This window comes from Thermococcus sp. (assembly GCF_015521605.1).
GTDB lineage: Archaea > Methanobacteriota_B > Thermococci > Thermococcales > Thermococcaceae > Thermococcus.
Map to the genome: position 1 here is coordinate 1 of NZ_WANV01000033.1, position 25,026 is coordinate 25,026.

Annotated in this window: 20 protein-coding genes and 1 pseudogene; 6 read left to right on the top strand and 15 right to left on the bottom strand. The window is 56.3% G+C overall.

The genetic code is table 11. The features are described 5' to 3' along the window. Positions 1 to 344: pseudogene (locus F7C11_RS07735) on the bottom strand (DNA primase catalytic subunit PriS); the annotation flags it as partial. After that, complete coding sequence (gene priL, locus F7C11_RS07740; RefSeq protein WP_297092704.1) at positions 337 to 1,548, bottom strand: DNA primase large subunit PriL; 1,212 nt, start codon at positions 1,546 to 1,548, stop codon at positions 337 to 339. The gene priL and the pseudogene F7C11_RS07735, both read right to left, overlap by 8 nt. 277 nt (positions 1,549 to 1,825) lie before the next feature. Here priL and F7C11_RS07745 point away from each other — a divergent pair, with 277 nt between their 5' ends. The 3 genes from F7C11_RS07745 (at position 1,826) to F7C11_RS07755 (ending at position 4,916) form a co-directional block, all read left to right on the top strand. Beyond that, entirely contained in the window at positions 1,826 to 2,575 is a 750-nt protein-coding gene (locus F7C11_RS07745; protein WP_297092612.1) for an ATPase domain-containing protein, read from the top strand. A gap of 65 nt (positions 2,576 to 2,640) precedes the next feature. Then, positions 2,641 to 3,807, top strand: coding sequence for a hypothetical protein (locus tag F7C11_RS07750; protein WP_297092615.1), 1,167 nt, complete (start codon positions 2,641 to 2,643; stop codon positions 3,805 to 3,807). Continuing rightward, entirely contained in the window at positions 3,789 to 4,916 is a 1,128-nt protein-coding gene (locus F7C11_RS07755) for a tripartite tricarboxylate transporter permease (RefSeq protein WP_297092617.1), read from the top strand. Before F7C11_RS07750 ends, F7C11_RS07755 begins: the two co-directional genes overlap by 19 nt. 10 nt (positions 4,917 to 4,926) lie before the next feature. Here the strand turns inward: F7C11_RS07755 and F7C11_RS07760 are convergent, their stop codons facing one another. Beyond that, positions 4,927 to 5,235 (bottom strand): DUF5748 family protein, encoded by a 309-nt coding sequence (locus tag F7C11_RS07760; RefSeq protein WP_297092619.1) that lies wholly within the window; start codon positions 5,233 to 5,235, stop codon positions 4,927 to 4,929. A 70-nt stretch (positions 5,236 to 5,305) separates the two neighbouring features. Here F7C11_RS07760 and F7C11_RS07765 point away from each other — a divergent pair, with 70 nt between their 5' ends. Further along, positions 5,306 to 6,496, top strand: coding sequence for a class I SAM-dependent rRNA methyltransferase (locus F7C11_RS07765; protein ID WP_297092621.1), 1,191 nt, complete (start codon positions 5,306 to 5,308; stop codon positions 6,494 to 6,496). Between the two features lie 164 nt (positions 6,497 to 6,660). Here the strand turns inward: F7C11_RS07765 and F7C11_RS07770 are convergent, their stop codons facing one another. The 4 genes from F7C11_RS07770 to F7C11_RS07785 are packed head-to-tail and all read right to left on the bottom strand — an operon-like array spanning position 6,661 to position 10,986. Continuing rightward, positions 6,661 to 7,404, bottom strand: a complete 744-nt coding sequence (locus F7C11_RS07770) for a class I SAM-dependent methyltransferase (RefSeq protein ID WP_297092622.1) — start codon at positions 7,402 to 7,404, stop codon at positions 6,661 to 6,663. A 37-nt stretch (positions 7,405 to 7,441) separates the two neighbouring features. Then, positions 7,442 to 8,710, bottom strand: a complete 1,269-nt coding sequence (locus tag F7C11_RS07775) for a M20 family metallo-hydrolase (protein WP_297092705.1) — start codon at positions 8,708 to 8,710, stop codon at positions 7,442 to 7,444. Positions 8,711 to 8,722: 12 nt separating this feature from the next. Beyond that, entirely contained in the window at positions 8,723 to 9,058 is a 336-nt protein-coding gene (locus F7C11_RS07780) for a PqqD family protein (protein WP_297092624.1), read from the bottom strand. 53 nt (positions 9,059 to 9,111) lie between these two features. Next, positions 9,112 to 10,986 carry an OPT family oligopeptide transporter gene (locus F7C11_RS07785; protein WP_297092626.1) on the bottom strand — a complete coding sequence of 625 codons (1,875 nt, stop codon included), beginning with the start codon at positions 10,984 to 10,986 and terminating at the stop codon, positions 9,112 to 9,114. Between the two features lie 294 nt (positions 10,987 to 11,280). Here F7C11_RS07785 and F7C11_RS07790 point away from each other — a divergent pair, with 294 nt between their 5' ends. Together F7C11_RS07790 and F7C11_RS07795 are read left to right on the top strand one after the other, a co-directional pair. Next, positions 11,281 to 12,096: an MBL fold metallo-hydrolase gene (locus F7C11_RS07790; protein ID WP_297092629.1), complete on the top strand. Its 816-nt coding sequence runs from the start codon at positions 11,281 to 11,283 to the stop codon at positions 12,094 to 12,096. Positions 12,097 to 12,106: 10 nt separating this feature from the next. Beyond that, complete coding sequence (locus F7C11_RS07795) at positions 12,107 to 12,328, top strand: hypothetical protein (RefSeq protein WP_297092630.1); 222 nt, start codon at positions 12,107 to 12,109, stop codon at positions 12,326 to 12,328. Between the two features lie 16 nt (positions 12,329 to 12,344). Here F7C11_RS07795 and glmM read toward each other — a convergent pair whose 3' ends face one another. The 8 genes from glmM to F7C11_RS07835 all read right to left on the bottom strand — a co-directional run bounded on the left by glmM (position 12,345) and on the right by F7C11_RS07835 (position 25,004). Next, positions 12,345 to 13,709 (bottom strand): phosphoglucosamine mutase, encoded by a 1,365-nt coding sequence (gene glmM, locus F7C11_RS07800; RefSeq protein ID WP_297092631.1) that lies wholly within the window; start codon positions 13,707 to 13,709, stop codon positions 12,345 to 12,347. Between the two features lie 29 nt (positions 13,710 to 13,738). Continuing rightward, positions 13,739 to 14,143 carry a UPF0146 family protein gene (locus F7C11_RS07805; RefSeq protein ID WP_297092632.1) on the bottom strand — a complete coding sequence of 135 codons (405 nt, stop codon included), beginning with the start codon at positions 14,141 to 14,143 and terminating at the stop codon, positions 13,739 to 13,741. 32 nt (positions 14,144 to 14,175) lie between these two features. Next, the gene (locus tag F7C11_RS07810; protein ID WP_297092633.1) at positions 14,176 to 15,294 is read right to left on the bottom strand and encodes an ABC transporter ATP-binding protein; all 1,119 of its coding nucleotides are present in this window, start codon (positions 15,292 to 15,294) and stop codon (positions 14,176 to 14,178) included. A 32-nt stretch (positions 15,295 to 15,326) separates the two neighbouring features. Continuing rightward, the gene (locus F7C11_RS07815) at positions 15,327 to 19,376 is read right to left on the bottom strand and encodes a glucodextranase DOMON-like domain-containing protein (protein ID WP_297092634.1); all 4,050 of its coding nucleotides are present in this window, start codon (positions 19,374 to 19,376) and stop codon (positions 15,327 to 15,329) included. 9 nt (positions 19,377 to 19,385) lie between these two features. Beyond that, positions 19,386 to 20,654 carry a sugar ABC transporter permease gene (locus F7C11_RS07820; RefSeq protein WP_297092636.1) on the bottom strand — a complete coding sequence of 423 codons (1,269 nt, stop codon included), beginning with the start codon at positions 20,652 to 20,654 and terminating at the stop codon, positions 19,386 to 19,388. Continuing rightward, a complete protein-coding gene (locus tag F7C11_RS07825; RefSeq protein ID WP_297092638.1) occupies positions 20,651 to 21,550 on the bottom strand; it encodes a carbohydrate ABC transporter permease in 900 nt (299 codons plus the stop codon). Before F7C11_RS07825 ends, F7C11_RS07820 begins: the two co-directional genes overlap by 4 nt. 38 nt (positions 21,551 to 21,588) lie before the next feature. Further along, the gene (locus F7C11_RS07830) at positions 21,589 to 22,941 is read right to left on the bottom strand and encodes an extracellular solute-binding protein (protein WP_297092640.1); all 1,353 of its coding nucleotides are present in this window, start codon (positions 22,939 to 22,941) and stop codon (positions 21,589 to 21,591) included. A gap of 122 nt (positions 22,942 to 23,063) precedes the next feature. Beyond that, positions 23,064 to 25,004, bottom strand: coding sequence for an alpha amylase N-terminal ig-like domain-containing protein (locus F7C11_RS07835; RefSeq protein WP_297092642.1), 1,941 nt, complete (start codon positions 25,002 to 25,004; stop codon positions 23,064 to 23,066). Between the last annotated feature and the right edge of the window lie 22 nt (positions 25,005 to 25,026).

The window sequence follows — 25,026 nt, forward strand, 5'->3', positions numbered from 1 at the left end:
CCGTGCTCATGGATGTGCGAGCATCTCCTCAGGGGCAGGTCCTTCGCGTCTATGTCGAAGACCAGCTCCGCCCCGAGCCAGCCACCCATGCTTTTCGGCTCCTCGTAGAGCGCAACGCTTGAGTATATCGCGTATGGGGCCGTTGCCCTCACGTAGTCCTCCAGGTCGCGGACGTCCATGAAAACGTTCTTCCTGTCGCTCGGCCCCTCACCGGTGTGATCGAATCCGAACTCCCTCTCCTCAAGGGTCTTGACTATAAACTCCGGAAGCCTTTTGGCGCTCCATTCCTTTGAATAGTAGCGCTTCCGCTCCTTTTCCGTCGCCTCTCTGAACAGCTCAGCCATCTCCACCACCCTCGACGTTCTCTTCTTCCTTACCCTTTCTGCCCTCGATGTAGAGGCGCCTGAGATAGTAAGTCAGTGGATTCTTGATGTTCCTGCAGTGTCTGTCCGGCTTGCAGAGCTGCGGAGCGTTCGCCCGTATCTTGGAGCAGTTCGGCGGGAAGTACCACGTGGAGTTCCCGCTGTCCTCAAGGGTTGGCCTGTCGGTTAGGCCAAAGCCGAGGTGGTACCAGATGTTTTTGACCTCATGCGGCTGATCCTCGAAGAGGGGTGGAGAACAGCGGTTTCCGGCCTCGATTATGACGGGCAGTATCTCCTTCTCAACCACGCTAAGGTCGCTGACGCAGTCTCTTATTCTGACGTCCCTTCTGGAGGGGCTTGGACACAGTCTCGCGTAGCTCAGAAAACTCGTGAGGAGAACCGTTATGGCGTAGTTTCTCAGTCCCGAGGGGACACCCCCAAGGGCGATTTTCACGCACGGAGGGAAGAGTTCAAAGCGCAGTGGCTGGGCTTCAGCCGAGCCCATTCTCTCAAGTCTCTCTTTGAAGTACTCCCTTGCTATCTCGCCCAGCCTTTCGTAGAGCTGAAGGTAGTAGCCTGGAAGCTCATCTCTCACCTCATACAGAAGGTTAACGGCCCTTTCGAAGTTCTTCTCAAAGGACTTCTCCCAGAGCCTCAGGGCCTGCTCCGTGGTCAAATACGCGTGCCCCTTCCTGAGGTACACCTCTTTGAGGCTTCCCTCCCACAGCTCCAGGAACTTTCCAAGATGTACCTTGTACCTCAACCTCAGCCTTTCCCTCTCATCGGGAGGAAGTTCGTGGTGGTGGGTTCTCTCGAGTATCGTCCTGTCCCGCGGGGGTATGTCCCCCTCCCTAACGGTCCTCAGCTCGACCGCGGTTCCGCTTATTCTTCCCGCCCTTCTCAGCCTCTCGGAGTATATCTTTGAGTTGGCCTCCTTTACGAGCTCCATCTCAATGCCGTACGGGGAGAATGCGAGGGCACCGAGGAGCGCATAAAACGTCAGCAAATCCTGAACGTCACCCATATCGAGAACATCCCTTGGTACCTCTCCGGACTTTACCCATGAAACCCTCTCCAAGGCCTGTTCTATTCCAACGTAGGACGGGATTATCGACAGCAGTTCTGTTATTCCACCAAACTCTTCCTTCACGAGCCTTTTGGCTTTATCACCGAAGGGATCAAGCATGGCTTCACCTCTCATCGATAGGTTTACCTTGGGACATAAAACGGTTTCCGTGGCTGGGGGAGGTCACTCATGAATCGGGCCAATTTTTCAAAAAGCCTCAGAGAGGCTGTTTATGGTACTTGCAGGCGCAAATAGCGTAAACTTCCGAACAATCGCCCGGCCATATTGATTTAAACTGGAGTGGCCACTTGCACCCCAAAAGTTTTATATCTCTTTGGTTCCACATGTTATATTAGACATAAAGAGAGAGTTCGCAAAGATTTCACGGGTGATTTGGATGGTCATGAAATACACTGTCGAAAGAGTAAAGAGTGGCATTCCCGGTTTTGATGATCTAATCCAGGGCGGCTTTCCATTGGGAACCACAGTTTTGGTTACCGGCCCAACGGGCAGCGGTAAGACTACTTTTGGAGTTCAGTTCGTCTACAAAGGAGCTGCAGAGTACAATGAGCCGGGAGTCATAGTCACCCTTGAGGAAAGGGCACAGGACCTGAGAAGGGAAATGCTGGCCTTTGGGTGGGACCTTGAACAGTACGAGAGGGAGAGAAAGATAGCCATAGTTGACGGAGTGAGCGCTGTCGTGGGTCTCCCATCCGAGGAACAGTACGTCCTGGAAGGCAACCTCAACGCCGAGGACTTCCTCCGCTACGTCTACCGCGTCGTCAAGGCCATAAATGCCAAGAGGCTTGTTATCGACTCGATTCCCTCCATCGCATTCAGGCTCCAGGAGGAGAGCAAGATAAGGGAGGTTCTTCTCCAGCTCAACACGATACTCCTTGAGATGGGTGTCACGTCGATACTCACGACCGAGGCCCCCGACCCAAGCAGGGGTAGAATAAGCCGCTATGGGATGGAGGAGTACATAGCAAGGGGCGTTGTCCTTCTGGACTTCGTGGAAAAGGAAGTCGAACTGAAGCGCTATCTCCTCATCAGGAAAATGCGCGAAACCAAGCACTCGATGAAGAAGTATCCCTTTGAGATCAACGAGGAAGGTATCGTTGTCTATCCGAGCGGTGAAGTCTACTGACCCCTCTTCTTTATTCCCTTCCAGTTGGGGGTAAGGTTTTTAAGTTCCTGTTCTTACCATCAATCATGGTCACAAACAAAGAACTTAAAATTGTCCTTTTAATTGGTTCGGCAGTGGTTTTAATTGCGATGGCCACCATAGGTGCCTCGCCGGGGAAACTCGATAAGTTTACGGGGGTCTGTGTGTACTCCTCGGACTCATTCTCCATCCTGAGCGACGGCAGGATTTCCGTGGGGGTGTATTCACCTCTCCAGGAGGGAGTGGTCTATCGGGTGGAGGGGAGGATGTACAACACGAGTTCCGGTCTCAGGATCAGACACGTCCGAATAGAGCAAGCTGAACCAACGTTTCCGCTGTCCACCGTGAAGGGTGCCTACTGGACGTCCTCGGGTCATTACATATTGACGCCAGAGAAGGTAAAGCTGGCCGTCCCCCTGCCGGTTGAAAAAGGGGAAATGGTGACGGTGGAGGGAATATGGTACCGGAACAGGTTCTATCCCCTCGGGTACAGTGTGTTGGGGTTTTCCGAAAGGCCCAGAAACGGCATGCCCTGGCGGGTCGAGGGCACGGTGATTTACGGCGGCACAAGGCCGGTGCTCTGGAACGGAAGCGAGGAGGTGGTTCTTTACCTCCCCTACGGGACAGAGGTGGAGGTCGGGAGACGGGTTAGGGTGGTGGGCATAGTCAGGTTCTACTCACGGCTTTCCCTCATCGTTGACTCTCCAGACGATGTTCTCGTCGTGGGGCACGGTGAGAGGGTTCCTGTTTCGAAAGCGTCCATCGGGGACATCGCCGTTGGGAACTGCACGGTGATTGGTGTCGGCCGTTCGCTCAAGCTCGACTGCACGGGGCTAAGGCTCAGCAACTTCAGGGCGAGAGTGGGTGACAGGGTTTACTTTGAGGCGGTCAAAAGAAAATCCTCGCTCTACTGCGTTGATTGCCGCGTTATAGAGCCAAGGGAGCATCTCCCCAATGAGATATGCTCGTTCTCTGAGGGAAAGTTTGCCAGGATATCCGGACGGGTGGAGTGGGTCAAGGTGTACAAAAACGGCTTTGGGCTGGCCAACGTTACAGGGGATAAGTGTTGGGTACTTCTTAAGCTCAGAAAGTCCCTCGACGTTTCCCTGGAGGTCAACCAGAGCGTTACCGCCTATGGGTTCTTCACAACGTACAGGGGCATGCCCGCCTTTGAAGTCCCGTCGGGTGATGACCTTTGCTCGGAGAGATGCTGAAGGGCATTGCCGCCGGAACAATCAGCGGCGTTCTCCCGGGAATCCATGTGAATACTCTGGGGGCGTTTCTGGCGGAGGTCGGGACGAGCGGTAACCTGTTGCTGTTTTCGATGGGTCTGACCCACACGTTTCTCGATGTTGTTCCGTCGGCCTTTCTCGGTGTTCCCGATGAGGGAACTGCCCTCGGGATTCTCCCAGCACACAGACTCGTTCTTCGGGGGAGGGCAATGGAGGTCGTCAGGATAGCACTGTGGGCGAGCCTCCTTGCGGTACTGATGGCGATACCTCTTTCCCTGCTCTATCCATTCTTGGCCCGGGCCTACGCTCCCCGGACAGGTAGGATAGCGGTGGGCCTTCTGGCCCTACTTTTAATCCTCACGGAAAGCGGTTTGAAGAAGATTTACGCGATGCTGGTGTTCCTCCTCTCCGGTCTGCTGGGGATTCTGGCGTTCAGGCTCCCGCTGGAGGAGCCGTACTATCACCTCTTCACTGGTCTATTTGGCATTCCCGTGCTGGTTACGGCGCTGATAGGTGGGGGAGGAAACATCTCTGAGGGCAGTGCAGAAATTGATATGGATACAAAGCGCTTCATTGGCTTTTCTCTTCTGGGGACGTTCCTTGGAATGGTCGCCTCACTGATCCCGGCCTTCACCGCCTCCCAGGCGGCCCTTATGGGCTCTTTTTTCTCAAGGGATGAGCGCTCGTTCCTGACGGTTGTTTTTTCCGTCAACACCTCCAACTTTCTGTTCTCCTTCATGAACTTCCTGGAAACTGGGAGGGTAAGAAACGGCATAGTGGCCCTCATGAGTCCCCCGGGCCGGGGTTTTCTGCCGTACTACGCTCTGGCGGCGGTCTTTGTTTCCCTCCTAGTTGTGAGCTACGGAGAGGCCTTGGCGGGTGCTGTACTCAAGGCTCTGGCCCGCATACCCTACAGGCTCCTAAACGGCGCCGTTGTGATCCTCCTCGTGTTTCTGTCCTTATATTTCGATGGCCCTCTAGGACTTCTTGTCCTGGCGGGAGGGAGCATGGTAGGCCTTCTGGCGGTGCTCTTTGGGGTCAAAAGGACGAACTGCATGGGAGTCCTCATGCTCCAAATAATAATCGGATAAGAAGAGAGGATCAGACGGACTTTTCCTTAAGAATCCTCTGAAATTCGGCGTAGTCCGTTACTATCCTCCTGTCGTCCAGGGTCGTGAAGTATGCCTTCTTTCGTTTGATTTTTTTAACATCCGTGTACTTCATCTCGGGCGGATCGTAAGAACCCGGTTCGACAACCTCGTCTTCCACCGTGTAGGTCTCGAGGTCTGGCTGTCCGACGTACTTCCAGACCTCGTAGAAGACCTCGGGCTCAAGGTGGATTTCTCCGTCAATCTCTATCCAATCCGCCCCTATCTCCTCAAGAAACTCCTTCACTACCTCGAAGTGCATAGAACCACCGGCATAATATAGGACGCTAAGGGTTATATACCTATCGCCGAACTTCCACCGGTGGTGAGAGATGGCAAGGGTAATCGTTGACGCCCAGGCTGCGAGGGCAATAGGAAAGGGTGCGATGATAGTCTTCAAGAAGGGTGTTGTGAGAACGGAGGGCGAGTTTGAGCCGGGGGATGTAGTTGAGGTCTACACACGGGGCGGCAAGTTCCTTGGAAAGGGCTTCGTCAACCCCAACTCCAACATCATGATCAGGCTGGTGACCAAGGATCGCGAGACGGAGATAAACAAGGAACTCTTCCGTGAGAGAATCAGGAGGGCCAACGAGTACCGCAAGAGGGTTCTCGGCTACGATAAGGCTTACCGCATGGTATACGGCGAGGCGGACTACCTTCCCGGCCTTATAGTTGACCGCTTCAACGAGATAGCCTCCATCCAGATTTCAAGCATAGGGATGGAGAAGTTCAAACTCGACCTTGCGGAGGCAATAATGGATGCCGAGCCGGAAATCGAGACGGTCTTCGAGAAGAACACCGGCCGCTCAAGGAGGAGGGAAGGTCTGCCCGAGATAGAGCGCGTCCTCCTCGGCAAGGAGAAGTACCGGACGGTAATCAAAGAGGGCAAAGCCAGGTTCATCGTGGACATGCGCGGCCAGAAGACGGGCTTCTTCCTCGACCAGAGAGAGAACCGCATTGCACTGGAGAAGTACGTCAAGCCGGGGATGCGCGTTCTGGACGTCTTTACCTACACGGGCGGCTTCGCGATACACGCGGCCGTTGCCGGCGCTGACGAGGTTGTGGCGGTGGACAAGTCTCCCTGGGCCATCAACATGGTCAAGGAGAACGCCAAGCTCAACGGCGTCGAGGATAGGATGAAGTACGTCGTTGGGAGCGCCTTCCCGATCATGGAGGAGATGATAAAGCGCGGTGAAAAGTTCGACATAGTTATCCTCGATCCCCCCGCCTTCGTCCAGCACGAGAAGGACCTCAAGAGGGGGCTTCGCGCTTACTTCAACGTGAACTACGCCGGCTTACAGCTGGTGAAGGAGGGCGGAATACTCGTGACAGCTTCCTGCTCCCAGCACGTGGACATGCAGGCCTTCAAGGACATGGTTATTGCAGCGGCAGCCAAGGCCGGCAAGTTCCTCAAGCTCCTTGAGCCCTACAGGACGCAGGCCCCAGATCACCCGATACTGATGGCCTCGAAGGACACGGAGTATCTCAAGGCCCTCTTCCTCTACGTTGAGGATATGAAATGATTGAGCGGGGACGATGAGGAGAAAGCACCTCCCCTGAGACCGGCGTGAATGCTGAGACGCCCACGGTCTGAGTCCCTCAATTGGTCGCTTTACCACCGAAACTCTTTTTTATTTGGTTGTTCAAACGACCAAAATCGCAGAAGTTATGGTTGTTACAACGACTATTACAGCCTGAGTATCAAACTGTGCCTCCACCTGGTTCCGGCCTTGAACCTGATGTCCCTGACTGAGTAGCCTAACTCTTCTCCCTTTTCCGTTATGGCTTTAATCAGGGGCTCCTTGTCGGGGAGGAAAAGGGCGACCTTTCCTCTGGGGTCCAGATGGTCCAGGGCTTCTTTAATGAGCCTCACAGAGAACCCCTCGCCGTATTCTCCACCCCCAACACCTTCCTTCTCCGTTAGAACCCCCTTCGTCGGCCTCTCATAGTAGGGCGGGGCGGAGAAGATAACATCGAACTTCTCCCCCGTGGGGATTACTCCCTTTATTATCCCCCCATCGCTCTTGATGAGCCTTACCTTAGCGAGGTTCCCCTCAACGTTCCTCATCGCGTACTCGAAGAACTCATCGTCGAGCTCTGTCGCGGTAACGTCACAGTTGAATATTTTCGCCGCCATGAGGGCCATTAAAGCCGTGTGCCCCGTCCCTATCTCCAGAACCCTCTCTCCCCCGCGCAGGAATGTCTTGAGGAAGAGGTAGCGCGAAACCGGGGTCGTGACGAGCCCCCTCGGGTGATACTCTATATCGAGACCGAAGACCGCTTTAGCAATCGCCCTGTTGTAGAGTATCCTCGCTTCCCTGTTCGAGAAGTCAAGCCTTCCGCGTTCGTCGAGATATTTCTCCAGCTCCGGAAACAGCTTCACTGCCTCTTTTACCGGCAGTCCGAGCTTTCCGTCCTTCCAGGTGGGCATGGTGGAGGATGGAAAAGGGAGGAGAAAAGGTTTTCGCTCAGAGAAGCGCCAGAGCGGCCATGACCTTCGCGTCCTCGACCATGTTCTCTATCTTCGCGTACTCGTTGGGCTGGTGGGCGGTCTCGTCGAGGGTCGCCCACACGACCGCCGGAATCCCGAGCTTCCTGAAGTAGGCCGCAAAGGTTCCGCCGCCTATTCCGCCGACCTTTGCCTCCTTCCCGCGGAGCTTCCTGAGCGCTTCCTGGAGGAGCTTCACTATCTCGCTGTTCGGGTCGGTCGGCTCTGGAGCGTCCATGCGCTGGAGAACCTCGAACTCTATCTCGGGCAGAACTTTTCCATCGAACTCCTTCCGGTATCTCTCCTTGACCTCCTCCGCCAGTCTTTCGGCGTCTCTCAGGATATCGTCTATGCTGTACCTCGGCAGAATCCTGCAGTCGAAGACGACCTCGTGCTCGCCCGGCGCTATGTTCGGGCTGTCGGCCGGGCCGCGAACCATCGTCGGCTCGAAGGTGCTCTCCGCTGGCTCGAAGAGCTCGTCCCTCTCGCCGTACTTCTCATGTAGGAGCCTGTCGAGGTGGTACGCAAAGTCCAGAGCAACGCGGTGGGCGTTGAGGCCCTTGTCGGGCATGCTCGCGTGAACCTGCCTGCCCCTGACCTTTATCCTGAGCCAGAGGATGCTCTTCTCGGCCACCTCGATGAAGGTTCCATCCTCGTTTCCACCGTCGGGGACGAGAACCAGGTCATCCCTGCGGAACAGCTCCGGGTGCTCCCTCATCAGCCACTCGACACCGTACTTGCTCCCCGTCTCCTCGTCGCTGACGAAGGCTAGGATTACGGTTCTCTTTGGCCTTATCCCGAGGTTCATCATGGCCTTTACAGCATAAAGGCTCGCGACGAGGCTCTGTCCGTTGTCCTCGCTTCCCCTTCCGTAAACCTTGCCGTCCTTGACGACCGGTTTGAAGGGCTCGGTGACCGTCCACCTGCTCATGTCGCCGGGCGGAACGACGTCTATGTGGGTGAGAATCCACAGCCTCGGACTGTCCTCACCCTTTTCACCGTAGTAGTACGCTAAAATGCTCGGCCTCACTCCGTTCTTGGCCCTCTCGTCCGGCGCGTTGTAGACCTCGACCTTGTCGAAGGGCCAGGCCCTGATTATCTCAAGCAGCTTCTGGGCCTTGTCATATTCTCCCTCGTAGCCGTAGTCCGGGCTTATGGCCGGTATCTTTATGAGTTCGACGAGGGTTTCAACCATGTCATCGCGGAGCTTTTCTATCTCCTTAGAGACCTTTCCGAGGGTTTCGCTCATTCCGATCACCACCTAAACTATCTCGTCCGTCCTTTTAAACTCAATCAAATACCTCTTCCCCAGTTCGAGGAGAAAGACTACCAAGCGCTCGTATAGGGGCTCGACTTCATCACCGAAGCGCGCTCGGAGAGCCTTCCCTATCTCCATAACGTTTCTCCTCCCGTCGCAGAGCTCCCAGATGTACGCTCCAACTTCGTCGAGTTCTATTCTCCTGTGCTCGCCGTGGAGCTTTCTCGCGAGAAAGTCAAGCTTTGAGTCCATTGGAATGAGGAGGTAGTACTTCCCATCGATTTTCCTCAGCTCGACCTTTTCGTTGCGGACTGGGACAAGGTTCATGTATTCCTCCATGGTTCTTCCTCCAGTGCTCAAAATTTAAAGGTTGGGAAGAAAAAAACGGGCAGTCACTCCTTCCTGCCCGTCATGTAGAGCCAGACGGCTATTCCTGCCAGGGCAAGGACACCGATGAGGTTGCTACTGAAGCCGAAGCTCGGTGCAACACCGGCAACTATGAGTGCCGCGAAGAATATGCCCATAAGGGCCTCACCGGCGATGAGTCCAGCCGCACCGAGGACACCCGGGTCGGTCGGCTTCTCTGCCCCGTCTCCCCTGGCCTTGCCGACGAAGTACCTGAGGAGACCGCCGATGAATATCGGGACGCCGAGGCTGAGCGGCAGGTAGATGCCGACCGCGACAGGCATGACCGGGGTTCTGAACTTGGAGCCCCTCATTGCGAGTATCTCGTCGAGGATTATGAGGGCTATGGCTATCCCGGCGCCGATGTAGATCATGTTCCACTCAAGGTTGCCGGTGAAGACACCCTCGGTGACCTTGGCCATGAGGAAGGCCTGCGGCGCGGCTAAAGCGTTCTCCTTGGCGGTCGGGGTTCCGGCTATACCGTAGGCCTGGATGAGCAGGTTGAGCACCGGGGCCATGACGAGGGCGGCGAAGAACGTTCCAACTATCTCGAAGACCTGCTGCCTCTTGGGGGTCGCGCCGACGAGGTAACCGGTGGCAAGGTCCTGCATGGTGTCACCGGCTATGGCAGCTGCCGTACATATCACAGCGGCGACGAGTATGGTGGCCGCCATGCCCTCCATTCCGCTGAGGCCGAGGGCCTTGAGCACGAAGGCAGTGAAGAGCAGGCTCATGATGGTGATTCCCGAGACCGGGTTGTTGGATGAACCGACGACACCCGCCAGGTAGCCAGCTATCGAGCTTCCGAGGAAGCCGACGATGAGGAGTATCACCGCCATAACCGCCGCGATTCCTATTGATCCGATGATGTGGAAGTACAGCAGGAACAGTGGTATCACGAAGGCCGCTATGAGTATCAGCACGTAGTTGAGCGGAAGGTCTTCCTCGGTTCTGAGGACTGCCTCTCCCGCCTGCCTCTTCTTGGCGACCTCAAGACCCGCCTTGATGCCCCTCTTTATCGGGTTCCTGAGCTTAATGAGGCTCCAGATTCCACCGACGACCATTGCACCAACGCCCATGTACCTGATCTTGGTGCTCCATATGACCCACGCGAGGTCGATAGGACTGAGGTCGGTGCCGCTCATCTGGCCCGCGTATATGGGTATGGCTATGAACCAGGCTATTGCACCGCCGAGGAACACGAGGAAGGCTATGTTAAGGCCGACGATGTAGCCGACGGCAATGAGCGCCGCTGAAAGGTCGCTTCCAAAGTAGTAGACGCGTGAGCCCACCATCTTCGCTGCCTCAACGGTGCCCCTCCAGAGGCCCGAGCTTCCGAGGAGCTTGAAGAGGCCTCCGAAGATTCCACCGTAGAGGATGGGCTTTGCGTGGCTTCCGCCTTTATCTCCGGCTATGAGAACCTCGGCACAGGCGGTACCCTCGGGGTACGGGAGCTTCTCCTCGACTATGAACGCCCTCCTGAGTACGACTGTGAAGAGGGCGCCGAGGGAACCACCGAGCGCTGCTATCAGTGTCACGATGTAGTACGGGAAGGTCGTGTAGTAGCCCAGAACGACCAGCGCCGGGAAGGTGAAGATGACTCCGGCCGCGAGCGACTCACCCGCTGACGCCGCCGTCTGGACCATGTTGTTCTCCAGGATGTTCCTGTCCTTGAAGGCAAAGAGTATCGCCATCGAGATGACTGCCGCCGGGATGCTGGCACTGACGGTCATACCGGCGTACATGCCGAGGTATGCGTTCGCTGCACCCATCACTATCGATAAAATAACACCCAGGACAAAGGCCTTGATGGTGTACTCCGGTAGGGATTTTTCGGGAGGTATGTACGGTTTGAACTCCATGGCTGCACCCCCATGAATGGTGGCGTAGTAATTGAACACATCTGATGTTAAAAATGTTTTGCTGAATGGGCATTTTTACATATTCTAGAAAAAATTTGGCATTTTTGTGTAACATGTAGTTGCATCAGTTTGGTGTTACTGCCCGCCCTTCTGGTCAAGATGTTATAATGTGCCCATCTATACCTGAGATATATGCCGTCAAATTCATATGTCAAAACGACCCAATGAAGGTAATGCCTTATATACCCTCACTGTGATACCCCTACGTCTGCAAAAGAAAACGGGGGTGTATTGGTGATTGAGATAACGTTCCTTGGCAGCGGGGGCGGCAGGTTCATTACGATAACCCAGTTCCGCTCCACCGGGGGTTTCCACATCCGGGCCAGCAGGAACATCTACGTTGACCCGGGGCCGGGAGCACTCGTGAGGAGCTGGCGGTACAAGCTCGACCCGAGGAGGCTGGACGCGATCTTCGTATCCCACAGGCACGTCGACCACTGCAACGATACCGAGGTCATGATAGAGGCCATGACGGGCGGTGCACTGAAAAAGCGCGGCATGCTGATAGCATCGAAGAGCGTCGTGTACGGCGATGAGACGCACACCCCTGCGGTGAGCAAGTACCACATGGACGTCCTTGAGAGCATCCACATACCCGAACCCGGAAGCAAGATAGCCATCGGTGAGGAGGAGCTGATAATAACCCCCACCGTCCACTCGGACCCCACGACGATAGGATTTCGCATGAGGACCCACTACGGTGATATATCCTACATTCCGGACACAGCGTACTTCGATGGGCTCATAGACTGGCACGATGGTTCAAAGCTCCTGATAGCCGCAGTAACGAGGCCGAGGGATATGGGTATTCCCTACCATCTGAGCACCGATGATATCGTCATGATGCTCAAGAGAATGAAAGAAAAACCGGAAGTGCTCGTGATGAGCCACATAGGGATGAAGATGCACTTCGCGAACCCCTACAAGGAGGCCAAGTACATAGAGACCGTCACCGGCGTCAAGACCTATGTTGCGAAAGAGGGCTTCAAGGTCATGGTGGAAAAGAACGAGATATCGGTGAGGACGCTTAGGCCAGCCAGGTTTGTCTGAGGGGGTTTTGATGGGCAGAAAGGCTCTCGCTTTGGTTTCAATTTTCTCATTTCTTTCCAACCTGTTCTTCGGCGAGTCCCGTCTGTCGCTCGACCTTCTGCTCCCCCTGTTCCTTTACTGGCTCTACCTTGCAGGGATGGAAGAAAAGCCCCATGTGGGGCTTCTAATCAGGGATTTTGCGGTAATCTTCTCGGCCGGCACAGCGGGCTGGGTGCTCGGGACCCTGGTTTGACGATGGAAATGATGTCTCAGCCCTTCTTCATAACGTCTTCCACTGCCCTCGTGACGGTTTCGTAGGCAAGCTCAAACAGCTCGTCGCGCCTCTTTTCACTGGGAGCTTCAACGACGACGCGTATCTTCGGCTCGGTGCCGCTTGGCCTCACGAGAACCCATGAACCGTCTTTCAGCTGGAGGCGGTAGCCGGAAATCGTCAGAACCTTCTTCACCTCTTTCCCCAGCTTTTCTTCGAGTATCCTGTATGCCCTCTCAAGGGCGGCCTTCTTGAACCCGTCCGGGCACTTCACGTTCTTCTTGGTGAGGTGGTAGGTCGGTATCTCCTCCCGGATTATCTGTGAGAGCGGCTTTCCGCGCTCGTCTATGAGCTTTATGAGAAGCCCCATGGTCACGAAGCTGTCTATCCACGGGCCAAACCTCGGGTGGACCAGCTTCCACGGCTCCGCTGCGAATATCGCCCCGTACTTCTTTATCCCATCGTGGGGCTGGCCAAGGGGAATTCTTACAACCCTGCCGCCGGCGTTCTCAACGACGTGGTCTATCCTTGAGCCGGTGTCTATGGAAACGACGACCGTCCCCCCTCCATGCTCCTCCACGTATAGCTTCGCGAAAAGCGCTATAACAGTGTCCTCGTTCACGTACTGTCCCTTCTCATCGAAGACAGCTATCCTGTCCGCGTCGCCGTCCTGGGCAACGACAAGATCAACGCCGAGCTCCCTGGCCAGCTCGCCGAGGTAGGCTATGTTCTCGTACCTCGGTTCCGGCTTCCTTCCCGGGAAGTGGCCGTCAACGTGGGCGTTTACGCTTATCACCTTTGCCCCCATCTCGCGGAGCAGGTAAGGCGCCAAAACGCTCCCGGCACCGTTGGCGCCGTCGTAGAGGACTTTGAGGTCTGTTTCATGGTTCACGAAGTCAAGAACGGCCCCTATGTACTCGTCCCCAATGTCGAGGCTTTTAACGGTTTTTATCTCGTCCCACCTGGCCTTTTTGAACCTTGCCGAGAAGACCAGCTCCTCCAGTTCCCTCTCCTGCTCGACGTAGAACTCCGTTCCATCGCCGTTGAAGACCTTTATCCCGTTGTCGGTCGGCGGGTTGTGGCTCGCTGTGATCATGACTCCTCCATCGCCGTACTCCCGCGTCCCCCATGCTAAGGCGGGCGTCGGGATCAAACCGAAATCAAGAACCTCGGTTCCCGTCGATAGAAGCCCTGAGACAAGCGCGCTCTGGAGCATTACGCTCGACGTCCTGCCGTCCCTCGCGACGGCCACCGTTTCCCCCTCGATGTAAGTCCCCACTGCCCTTCCAATGTCCATTGCAAGTTCGGGCGTGACCTTCTCCCACAGGGTGCCCCTAATTCCAGCGGTACCGAAGAGCTTCATATCACCACCATGACTACTTGGGAGGCGGTTTAAATAGGTTTAGTCACGTATATGGCCAGTCCGCGGTAGTTCACCAGTTTCATTCTCCTGGGCATCGTATCGCCAGTTAGGGGGAGAATATAAACCGGGAGCCTGAGCCTTTCCCCAAGGCGCAGAATCGGTCTCACAATCTCCGGCGTGGGTCTCACCGAGTAGAGGGCTTTAACCCCGCGGTAGAGCTCAAGGTTCGGGGCAAAGACGTCGTCCCTCACCGCGTTGATGCCCAGCTCCCTGGCCCTTCTTACGGATTCTGGGTTCCAGTCAACGGCCAGAACGTCGTAGCCGAGTTCTTTGAGCCTCAGTGCCACCTTAAACTGAAAGCCTATGCCAAGTTCTGCCACTTTCCCCTTCGGAACGTTTTGGGCTATAAAGTCGGCGAAGTCTTCGACTGGCATGGGAGAAAATGGGGAGGGGAATTTAAAAAGCTTCAGAACACTGCCTTTCCGCTCCCCTTCTCAAAGACGTGGGCCTTGCGCATGTCGAAGACGACGTCTATCTCCTGGCCTTCCTTCACTTTGGACTCCGACCTGAACGCTCCAAGGAAGGCCACGTTTCCGACGTGCAGGTGGACGATCTTCTCACTTCCGAGGTTCTCGATAATGTCCACCCTTGCACGCACCATGTTTTCGCCGGGGATCTTTACCTGGGCGAACACTGCATCGTAGAGGTCTTCGGGCCTTATGCCGAAGATGACCTCTTTTCCGACCAGGTTCCTCTCTTCAAGCACCTCGACCTGGTCGGGCAGGAGTTTGAGCTTAAATTCTCCGAAGTCTGCAAAGCCGTCCTCTGTTATCGTCGCATCTATGAAGTTCATGGGCGGCGCGCCTATGAAGCCCGCCACGAAGGTGTTCGCCGGCCTGTCGTAGACCTCCTCCGGTGTTCCGAGCTGCTGCAGAACTCCGGCGTTTATTACCGCTATCCTGTCGCCCATGGTCATCGCCTCGACCTGGTCGTGGGTGACGTAGATTGTGGTAACGCCGAGCTGTCTCTGGAGCCTCTTGAGCTCCGCACGCATTTTCACACGAAGCTTGGCGTCGAGGTTGCTGAGGGGTTCATCCATAAGGAAGACCTGCGGTTTTCTGACTATTGCCCTTCCAAGGGCGACGCGCTGCCTCTGGCCGCCGGAGAGCTCCCTGGGCTTTCTTTTGAGGAGCTCTGTCAGGCCGAGGAGCTCGGCCACCTCCCTGACGCGCTGGTCTATCTCCTGTTTCGGAACCTTTCTGAGCTTGAGGGGGAAGGCTATGTTGTCGTAGACTGTCATGTGGGGGTATAACGCGTAGCTCTGGAAGACCATGGCTATGTCCCTGTCCTTTGGAGGGACGAATACTCCCTTCTCAGGGTCTGCGACGAGCCTGTCGCCGATGTAGATCTGCCCTTTCGTTGGTTCCTCCAGCCCGGATATCATCCTGAGTGTGGTCGTCTTTCCGCAACCGCTCGGCCCGAGGAGGACGAGGAACTCCCCGTCCTTGATATGAAGGTTCATATCCTTCACTGCCGTGAAGTCCCCAAACATCTTCCAGACGTTTACGAGCTTCACTTCTGCCATGGTATCACCCCTCAAAAAAGAGAAGGAAGGCGTCAGCGCCTCCTCCTGAGGAGGAGCGGTACTGCCGCGAGTGCCACTATGAGGGCCGGACCGCAGATTCCTCCGCCTTCCTCAGGGGTGGTCGTCGTTGTGGTGGTCTCGCTCGGGCTCGTCGTTGATGGGGATGTGGTGGTTGTTTCGCTGGGGCTGGAAGTGGTGGTGGTCTCGGTCGGGGTAGTGGTGGTTTCAGTTGGGGTTTCGGTCGGGGTCGGCTGCTCGCCGCCAGTTCCCTCAATGAGCGGTATCATGAGCACCGTCGCCAGGGTCTTCTTTTCGAGGTCGTAGCTGCTCAGCTGCTCCTCCTGGGTGGGCTTGAAGCCCTCGGGAACGAGCTCGTCAACGACCCTCGGTGCGAGGTTGTCTATGACTGCCTGCGGGTCTGCCCCGCCAAGCTTCCACTGTTCCGCCTGAACGGCAACGGGCCTCCATTTGTCCGGACCGTATCCGTCCTGAGAACCCACGAGGATTGAAGCGTAGAGGCCGTAGTCGGAGATGCTCAGGTACTTCTTCGGGACCTTGACTATTATTGCGTTCTTGACCGGGTCAGCGGAAATCTGCATCTCTCCCTGGTAAACGGTTCCATCCGGGAGGACTATCAGGTTGCCGTAATCCCAGCCGGCTATCCTCAGCGCGAGGTCCCACGGGTGGTTCGGGTCGAGCTGGACGTTGCTTCCCGGCCCGTCCGGGAACATCTTGATGGCGCTCGTGTTTCCGCCGTCCTTGAAGTCGAAGTAGGCCTCGATTATCTGGAGGCTGAAGCCATTCGGCCCGTTCCACGGGTTGCCTCCAAGGTCCTTGAAGTAGAACTCCAGCGTCCAGTCATCGCTTCCCTCGATCATCTTGAACTTGAGCAGGTCGAGGTGGCCCGGCACGAAGACCTTATCGGTGGCATAAGTATAGGTTCCTGGCCCGTGGTCGTCCCCTTCGGGGTCGTTCACGACTATGCCCTGTTTGAGGAGTGGCAATGCCTTGACCGTGGCAAGCTTGACTTCGTTGGCATCGTAGGAGCTGAGCTGCTCCTCCTGGGTGGGCTTGAAGTCGGCCGGAGCGAGCAGGTCCATGACGCGCGGGGCAACGTTGTTGATCACCGCCTGCGGGTCTGCACCTCCGACCTTCCACTGCTCTGCTTCGACTGCGACGGGCCTCCATTTGTCCGGACCGTATCCGTCCTGGCTTCCCGTGAGGACGACTCCCCAGAGGCCGTAGTCATCGTTTATCTGGATGTACTTCTTCGGAACCTTGACTATTACCGCGTTCTTGACGGGATCGGCCGAGATCTGCATCTCACCTTGGAGTGCGGTTCCGTTCGGCAGGACGATGAGGTTTCCGTAGTCCCAGCCTGCTATCCTGAAGGCAACGTCCCACGGGTGGTCTGGGTCAAGGTTAACGTTCGCCCCCGGCCCGTCCGGGAACATCTTGATGGCACTGCTGTTTCCACCGTCTTTGAAGTCGAGATAGACCTCAATTATCTGCAGGCTGAATCCGTTTGGCCCGTTCCATGGATTGCCGCCGAGGTTCTTGAAGTAGAACTCCATGACGTAGCTGTCGGTCTGCTCAAGCATCCTGAAGCGGAGGAGGTCAAAGGCACCATCAACGAAGACCTTATCGGTCGGGTAGGTGTATGTTCCTGGCCCGTGATCGTCCCCCTCGGGGTCGGTTATGTCAACTATGGGGACTCCCTTGACCTCCGTCGGAAGCCTGAGCTCCACGGGGGTGCTTATCACCTCAAGGTTTCCGTTCTTGACCGTTGAGACAGCGAAGTAGAAGTCGTCGGGAGTCTCTATGTAGTCGAAGGGTACAACGACTTCGATTCCATCGCTTGTCTCCTTGACGGTGGCCTCTCCGAGCTTCTCGCTGTTCTCATAGTCTGTCGCCCCGTAGATTTCCGCCTTGCCGTTCCGGTAAACGATGTGCTTGGTTATCATCAGCCCGACGCTGTCCCTTGAGAACGGGAAGAGTGAGTACCGCAGCTCGCTTGGCCTCTCCTGGAGGAGGGTAAAGGTGTTTCCTACCCTCTTGCCCTTCTCCCAGATGCTCACCTCGAACTCGTCAAGGTTGCCCTTGACAACGAAGTGCAGTCCGTCCCCATCGAAGTAAACGCTCACACCGCTCGATGTCGGGGACATGCTGGAGAAGTTCTTTATCTCCCCGTCCTTGAGCCCGACGAGGGCCCGGGTGGTGTAGGGCTCACCGTCAGGGAAGTAGTTTCCGAAGAGGTAGCTCGGCGGCTCGGTTCCGGCCAGCTTGTATATCTCGTAGAGGTAGGTCTTCAGGTAGCGGTCGAAGGTGTAGTCCTGCCCGCTGTCCTGGTCGCTCCCGTACCACCAGAACCAGTCGCTCGCCTCGGCGCGGAGCAGGTACTCGTAGGCCTTCTCCCAGTCGGCCTGGTTCATCCTGTCCCTGTTCTCCATCAGGGTCTTTCTGGCCAGGTAGAGCCAGTACCAGCCGTAGTTCTCCTGGGGCTCTCCTATCCACGTGGAGAGGGTTCCGTCTATCCAGCTGCTCTCGGGCCACTGCATCTCCTCCCTGACGCCAGCCATGTCGTAGAGCTCGCCGAGGCTCTGGGCCTTGAGGAGGGCGTTGACGTTGTCGCCCGTGAGGTTAAGCCTCTCCATCATCTGCGGCGTGAGCTTGTTGGCCTTGTCGCCGTAGAGCTTGATGTACTCGCTCGGCGTGAGGGTTCTTATGAGGCCCTGCTGCTGGAGCTCGGTCAGCTTCTTGTAGAGCTCGGTGAGGAAGAGCTTGCCGTCGTACGGGTAGTGCTCCCACGGGTTCTCACCGTCAAGGGTCACCACGTAAACGAGGCTGCCATCGTAGTTCTGCTTCTGGAGCTTGAGGAGCTCGTTGACGAAGTCCTCGACGGCCTGGTACTGGTTCATTCCGCTGTAGGTGAAACCAACGCGGTCGCTGAGTGCATGGTCGCGCGGGAAGAGGTAGATCTTCTTTCCATTGAACTCGGCCACCCAGGGCTTGTAGTAGTTCTCAACGGTTCCCTCTATCCCGAGCTTCTGGAGAACCATCTGGTCGGTCATGACCCACTGCCAGCCGTTGTCGGCGAGTATTTCGAGGGTCTTGTCGTTGAGGGCACTCTCTGCCGCCCACCCGCCGACAGGGACGGCGGTTCCGCCGCCGAGGTACTGCCTGTACAGCTCGTCCGCCTTTTTGACCTGGTCGTTGAAGTCGCTCTCCCAGCCGAAGTCGTTGAGTATCGGGCCTATCGGGTGGGCGTAGGGCACGACCGTGACTTCAACGTTGCCGTTTCCGAGGAGGAGGTTTATCTTCTCATGCTCCTCGAAGGTGTGGTTGAGAAGCCACATCTGGGCATCGAGGACGGTTTTGACGTCGTCCCTCGTGTAGCCGCCCTCGTCGACCTTGTCGTAGAGGGCCTTGAGCTCGGGATGGGTCATTATGTAGTTGTAGTCTATCCATGCGAGGTTGAAGAGCACGGCGAGGTCTATGTAGTCCTGCTCGGTGAACTCGTTTGTCACGGCAACCTTCTGCTCCTCAAGTGGCAGATTGGCGTACTTGGCCTTTGCAGCCATCATCTTGTTCTTCAGCTCGGTGTAGCGGTCCCAGAAGTCCCTTATCGGGTTGCCGTTGGGGTCTGTTATAGGCTCACCGTTCCAGGGTATGGTGTGGTCAAAGAACCCTCCCGGTGCCTGGAGCATGAACCACTTCTCGTCGACCGTCAGGGGCTCCCCGTTGGCTATCTTCTCGGTGACTATCTGGTAGTTGTCCTTGGCACCGTTCATGTAGTCCGCCAGCTGGGCTATGAGGGAACCGGACAGGTCGATGGTGGCGTGAACCTCCGGGTACTGGCTGAGGTAGTAGGCCATCTTCCAGTAGTTGTTCGCCGCGTGAAGCCTGACCCAAGGCCTCGTGTATATCCCCTGGATCGGGTCGTAATAGTAGGGCTGGTGCTGGTGCCAGACTATTATCACGTTCAGCGGCTTCGGCTCCGCCGCTCCGACCGTTTTAGCGTTCGCTCCTACGATGCTTCCAAGCATCAAAATTGCAATAAAGAGGGCAATTACCCGTCTCATACTATCACCTCATTCCTTCAGGCCTCCGATCGTGAGGCCGCTCCTTATGTAGTTCTGGGCGAGCATGAACATTATGAACACCGGCAGGGCGAAGAGCAGGGCAGCGGCCCCGAAGTAGCTCCAGTCGATGCCCCTGCCGATGCCGCCCATTAGGAGGTATATCCACACGGAAAGCGGCTGGTTCTTCTCCGTCAGGAGGAGGCTTGCCAGAATGAACTCTGTCCAGCCTCCTATGAAGGCGAATATCGCAACGGTCGCTATTCCGGGCAGTGCCATCGGGAGGAGCACGTGCCGGATTATCTGGAGGTAGCTGGCGCCGTCGACCAGAGCCGCCTCGTCGAAGTCCGGGCTTATCGAGTCGATGTAGCCCTTCAGGAGCCACGTGTTGAAGGGCACACCGCCGGCGGCGTAGATGAAGGACAGCACCGGCAGCTTGTCGTAGAGGCCGAGCTTGACGATCATACCGTAGAGCGCTATCAAGCCCGCTATTCCAAGACCTCCAGCCACCTGGGTGAACATCAGGTAGAAGTACAGCACGTGATCCCTGCCGAAGAACTTCATGCGCGAGAACGCATAGGCGGCTGGAACGACGAATATGAGGGTCAGCAGCACCGCAAGGCCGGCTATTATAAGGCTGTTCTTGAGGTAGCCGAAGAACACTGAATTGACGAACATGCCTATGTGGGTGAAGGTAACCTTTCCTGAGTTCCTGATCACGATGTAGTTCCTTCCGGTCGGCCCCTGGAGGAGTATCCCGGAGAATGAAGTCCCCCCAACCTCGCCGTTCGTGATTTCGAGGTTCCTGACGAGTCCGAAGCCAATGCTCCCGTCCTCGTTGACCTTGGTGAGGACGAACAGCCCCTTAACGTTCCCTTTCAGCTGTCCCTGTACGTTTTCGCCCGCGGAGACCTCGAAGACCGCACTGGACAGCGGTATTTCAAACGTGAGCCCGGTGAATGGCCCGTATTTGACCTTTCCGATGAGCTTGCCGTTGACAACGTAGAGCTTCCCGTCCTGGATGTGTGCGCTGCCCTCGATGGTTCCGGTGAAGTTCTCGTTTATTCTGCTGCCCTTGAACCCGAAGAGCACCTCCCTGTACGAGTCGAGGCTAACGTTCTGGGGAATCAGATGAAACTCGGTGGTTGCGAGTGTTGAGCCCGGACTTATTGAGACCACGAAGATGTAGTAGACCGGGAAGAGTATTATGAACATGACGAACACTGCCAGTGCCGTGAGAACGAGGCTCCTCAGAGCCTCACCCTTCCTCATGCGCCTCATCCTTTAGCACCCTCCTGGAGCCTGGTTATCCTAACGTTGACGTACATGTACACCGCCAGGACGAGGGTCGCTATTATCATCACCGCCGCTGCCCTGCCGTAGTGGGGCGTCGCACCGAAGGCCTTCCTGAAACCGTAGAGCAGTATGAACTTGTCCTCGAAGAGGCCCGCGTTGTAGATATAGGGCACCATGAAGTACTGGAAGCTGGCCGCGCTGGTTAGTATCGTGGCAAAGGCTATCGGCTTTCCAACTATTGGGAGAACCACGTGCCTTATCCTCTGCCAGTAGCTGGCACCGTCTATTATTGCCGCCTCTACCAGCGTCTCGGGAACCGACTGGAGGGCGGCGGTTATGACCGTTATCATGAAGGGGTACGCCAGCCATACCTCAATGATGTTCAGGGCCAGAAAGCCCCAGAGCGGGTCGTTAATCCAGTTCGGGAGCGTTTGGACTCCCAGGGATTTTAGCATCTGGTTTATGGGGCCAAAAATCGGGTCAAACATGAACTTCCACACGGTGACCGAGAACAGGAGCGGAAGCGCCCAGGGTATTATCAAGAGCGAGCGGTAAACCATCTTCCCCCTAACGTACTTGCTGTTGTAGAGCAGGCTGAGGAAGATTCCGGCAAGGACTTTGAGGGTAACGCTCGTCAGCACGAACAGCCACGTCCACAGGAACGCGCTCCTGAACTTCTCGTCGCTCAGTATCCACCTGAAGTTGTCAAGCCCCACGAAGGTCAGCTTGGGTGCCTGCGGCGCCTGAATCGGGAAGTTTCCGAGCTGGGCGTTGGTGAACGCCAGGTAGATCGAGTACACTATAGGCCACAGGTTGAAGAACAGGAACGCTGCTATTCCGGGGAGTATCAGAAACACGGCGATTGTTGTGGTCTTTTTCATCCCAATCCCTCCAAAAAGGTAGGAAAAGGGAGAAGGCTTCAGCCTCCGATGTTGTTCAGAATCTCCTGCTGGTACTTCTTGAGGATGGCAGGTATGTCTGCTGTGGCCGGGTCCTGGAGTATCTCGTTGATGGCCCCGTCAACGCCGCCCCATACGGCTCCCATCTTCGGGCTCTTGGGCATCAGGTAGGCGTGCTGGACGGCCTGTCCGAAGCCGTAGATGACCGGGTCGTTCTTGATGTCCGGGTCGTTGAGCACCGGCGTGAGAACCGGGATGTAGCCGAGCTGGAGCGAGAGCTCCTTGATGACCTCCGGGCTGGTGGTGAACCACTTGACAAACTTCCAGGCGGCGTCCTTGTTCTTGATTCCGGCGGCAAAGTAGATGTCCTTAACTCCACCGTAGGGCCTCGGCCAGTACTCCTTGCCGTCCTTGGTTATGGGCGGAAGCGGGACGACGCCGAAGTTGATTCCAGCGTCCTTAACGCTGGCTATGCTCCACGGACCGTTGACCATCATCGGGGCCCTTCCTTCGAGGAATATGCTCTGCTGGGTGTTGTAGTCCGCTGTTGGAGCCATGTACGGCCAGATGTTCTGGAAGAAGAACTCGAAGCCCTCTATCGTCTCGGGCTTGTCAAGACCGGGCATCTCGGTCTTGTCGTCGAAATAGTAGCCTCCAAAGGCCTGTGCCCAGGCCGATATGAAGTAGGCGTTAACGGGATACGCTATTCCGTACTTCTCGTTGTTCGGGTCGTTGTACTTCTCCATTATGGCCTTCATCTCGTCAAAGCTCTTGGGCGGCTCGCTCACCATGTCCTTGTTGTAGATGATCGCAACGGTCTCGGCGGCAAAGGGCATGGCGTAGAAGTGGCCCTTGTACTGCATGGCCTCCTGGGCCATCGGGGCGAACTGGTTGAGGATGTCGTCAGTGACGTAATCGTCAATGGGCTCAAGAAGTCCGGCATCCGCGAACTTTCCAATCCAGTCGTGAGCCCATATGAAGAGGTCAGGTCCCTGGCCGGCAGGAATGGCCGCCTTAAGGGCGTCCTCAAGGTTGGGCTTCTGCTCGAAGACTATCTCGACGTCGGGGCACATGGCCATGTACTCCTCGGCCAGGCTCTGGAAGACCTGGAGCTCGTTGGGCTGCATGGCGTGCCAGATGACTACCTTTCCACTGCCGCACTCGGTTTCGGGCGGCGTTGTCGTGGTGGTCGTCGGGGTGGTGGTCGTTTCGCTCGGTGTGGTTGTCGTCTCGCTGGGCGTTGAGGTGGTTTCACTCGGGCTGCTCGGGGTAGTGGTGGTCGGGCTCTCCCCTCCCGAAGAAATACAGCCGCTGGCCACGACGCTCAAAACCAAAACTCCGACCAAAAGCAGGGCAAACAATCCTTTCTTCATATCCTTATCACCCGCTTAGATTTTGGGTGATATAGTATCATCGGCAGTGATATATATACCTTGCGCTTTCCTGTTCAACTATGGGTGGATGAATATGATGGAACCCCGATGAAGAGTTGAGTTCACCCTTTTAGCACGGTGAAGGACCAGGGTGCCAGTGTAACCTTTCCCCCTCCTTCGGGAAGGTACTTTCCGGGCACGCCGATGGTTTTTCTCTCCCCGGAATAGTTTATCCCGACGAGAATGCTCTCGTCACCGTGGATTCTCTCGTAGAGGAGCAGTCCGCCCTTGAAAGATAGGGGCCTGAACTCTCCCAGCTGGAGCGCCCTGCTCCCCCGTCTGAGTCTGACCAGTTCCTTGGTGACCTTCAGCACGTTGAGGTTCCACTCCTCCTCGTTCCACTTCATCGGGGTTCTCCCCGCGCTCAGGCCTTCTCCGCCACCGTTGAGGCCAACCTCGTCCCCGTAGAATATCGAGGGAATTCCCTTGTACGTCATCAGAAACGCCAGCGCGCAGAGGTATTTCCTTTCGTCCCCGACCAGATCGATGAAGCGCTCGGTGTCGTGGTTGTCGAGGAAGTTGTACATGGCGTACTCGGCTGGCCCATAATGGACACTCAGAAGCTCCAGGCCGTTGAGGAACTCCTTTGCGGTGATTTCGCCCTCCACGAAGAACCTCAGAATGAGCTCGTAGAGGGGGTAGTTCATGGTGCCGTGAAAGACGTCGAACAGCCAGAGCCTGGCGTCGTCCATGACCTCCCCGAAGAGGTATGCCTCCCCCGGCATAGCCCCCCTTATCTCCCTCCAGAGTTCGGGAGGAACGCCGTGGGCAACATCGAGACGCCAGCCGTCGGCGCTCTCAAGCCAGTACATCATCACGTCCTTTATGAACCGTCTCACTTCGGGATTATCGTGGTTCAGCCTGGGCATCAGCCAGACGGAATAAAAGCTCTCGTAGTTTCTTTTCATCCCCTTGAGCTCTCTATATTTCTCCGGCCACGGCTCCTTGGATTTCAGAACTTCCATGAACTCTTCCTGGACAACGGGGAATCCGGTGATCCTGTAGAAGTCCTTATACCTGCTCCTTTCGCCCTTCAGAATGACGTCCTTGAAGTAGGGGTGGAAGAAGCTCGTGTGGTGAAAGACTCCATCGAGGACCAGCCGCATGTCCCTCTCTCTGAGCTCCTCAACGAGCTTTCTGAAAACCCTCCAACCGCCGAGCTTCCTGTCTATTCTGAAGTAGTCCGTAACGTCGTAGCGGTGGTACGTCATGGACTCGAATATTGGGGTGAGGTAGAGCGCGTTTACGCCGAGGCCTTCAATGTGGTCGAGCCTCTTTGTTATCCCCGCCAGATCCCCACCGTAGAAATCCTCACCCTTGAAGGCCTCTCCCCCGGACGTTCCGGTCAGGCCTTTCTCGAACCGGTCGGGCATTATCTGGTAGAACACCCTCCCGAAAATCCACCCTGGGGGCTCTGACTTGTAGGGTTCGGCGTCAAATGGGCCGTATTCGATGGTTTTCCTTCCGGATTCTACGAGGAAAGAGTACTCGACTGCCCCCTCGCCGGAAAGAACTGTCTCGAAGTACTCGAAGAGTTCATCGTGGGCCTTTGGCCTCATCTCGATTTCCCTGTTTCCGGCCCTTAGGACGACCTTTGAGGTCTCTCCCCTCAGTGAGCGGAAGATCACGTGGGTTCTCCCGGCGAAGGAGTAGAGGTAGGTGGCGCTCGGCCTGTGGAAGAACTCGCCCTCCCCGATTATTCTCGCCACTCTAACTTTCCTCTCGAACTTGTACGATAACCTCCTGTAGGTTTCCCCCTCCGGGTTTTCAGGGTCGGGCCGAAACTCCCCCTCCACCGAAAAGCCGTAGTGCCAGATCCCCTCAGGGAGCTCCAGCCTTATGCTCCACCTTTCCCCCTTCGGCCTCATTCGGAAGCTGCCTTCGTTGAAGGCGTTGAAGCTTCCAAGGAGGTAGGCGTAGCTCCCTTCCCTTGGTATCGAAAACTCAACCTCGGCGACCCTGCCGAATTTTTCATCGGGATTGAACCCGAAAATTTTATACACCTTCCCCACCCAAGTATCACTA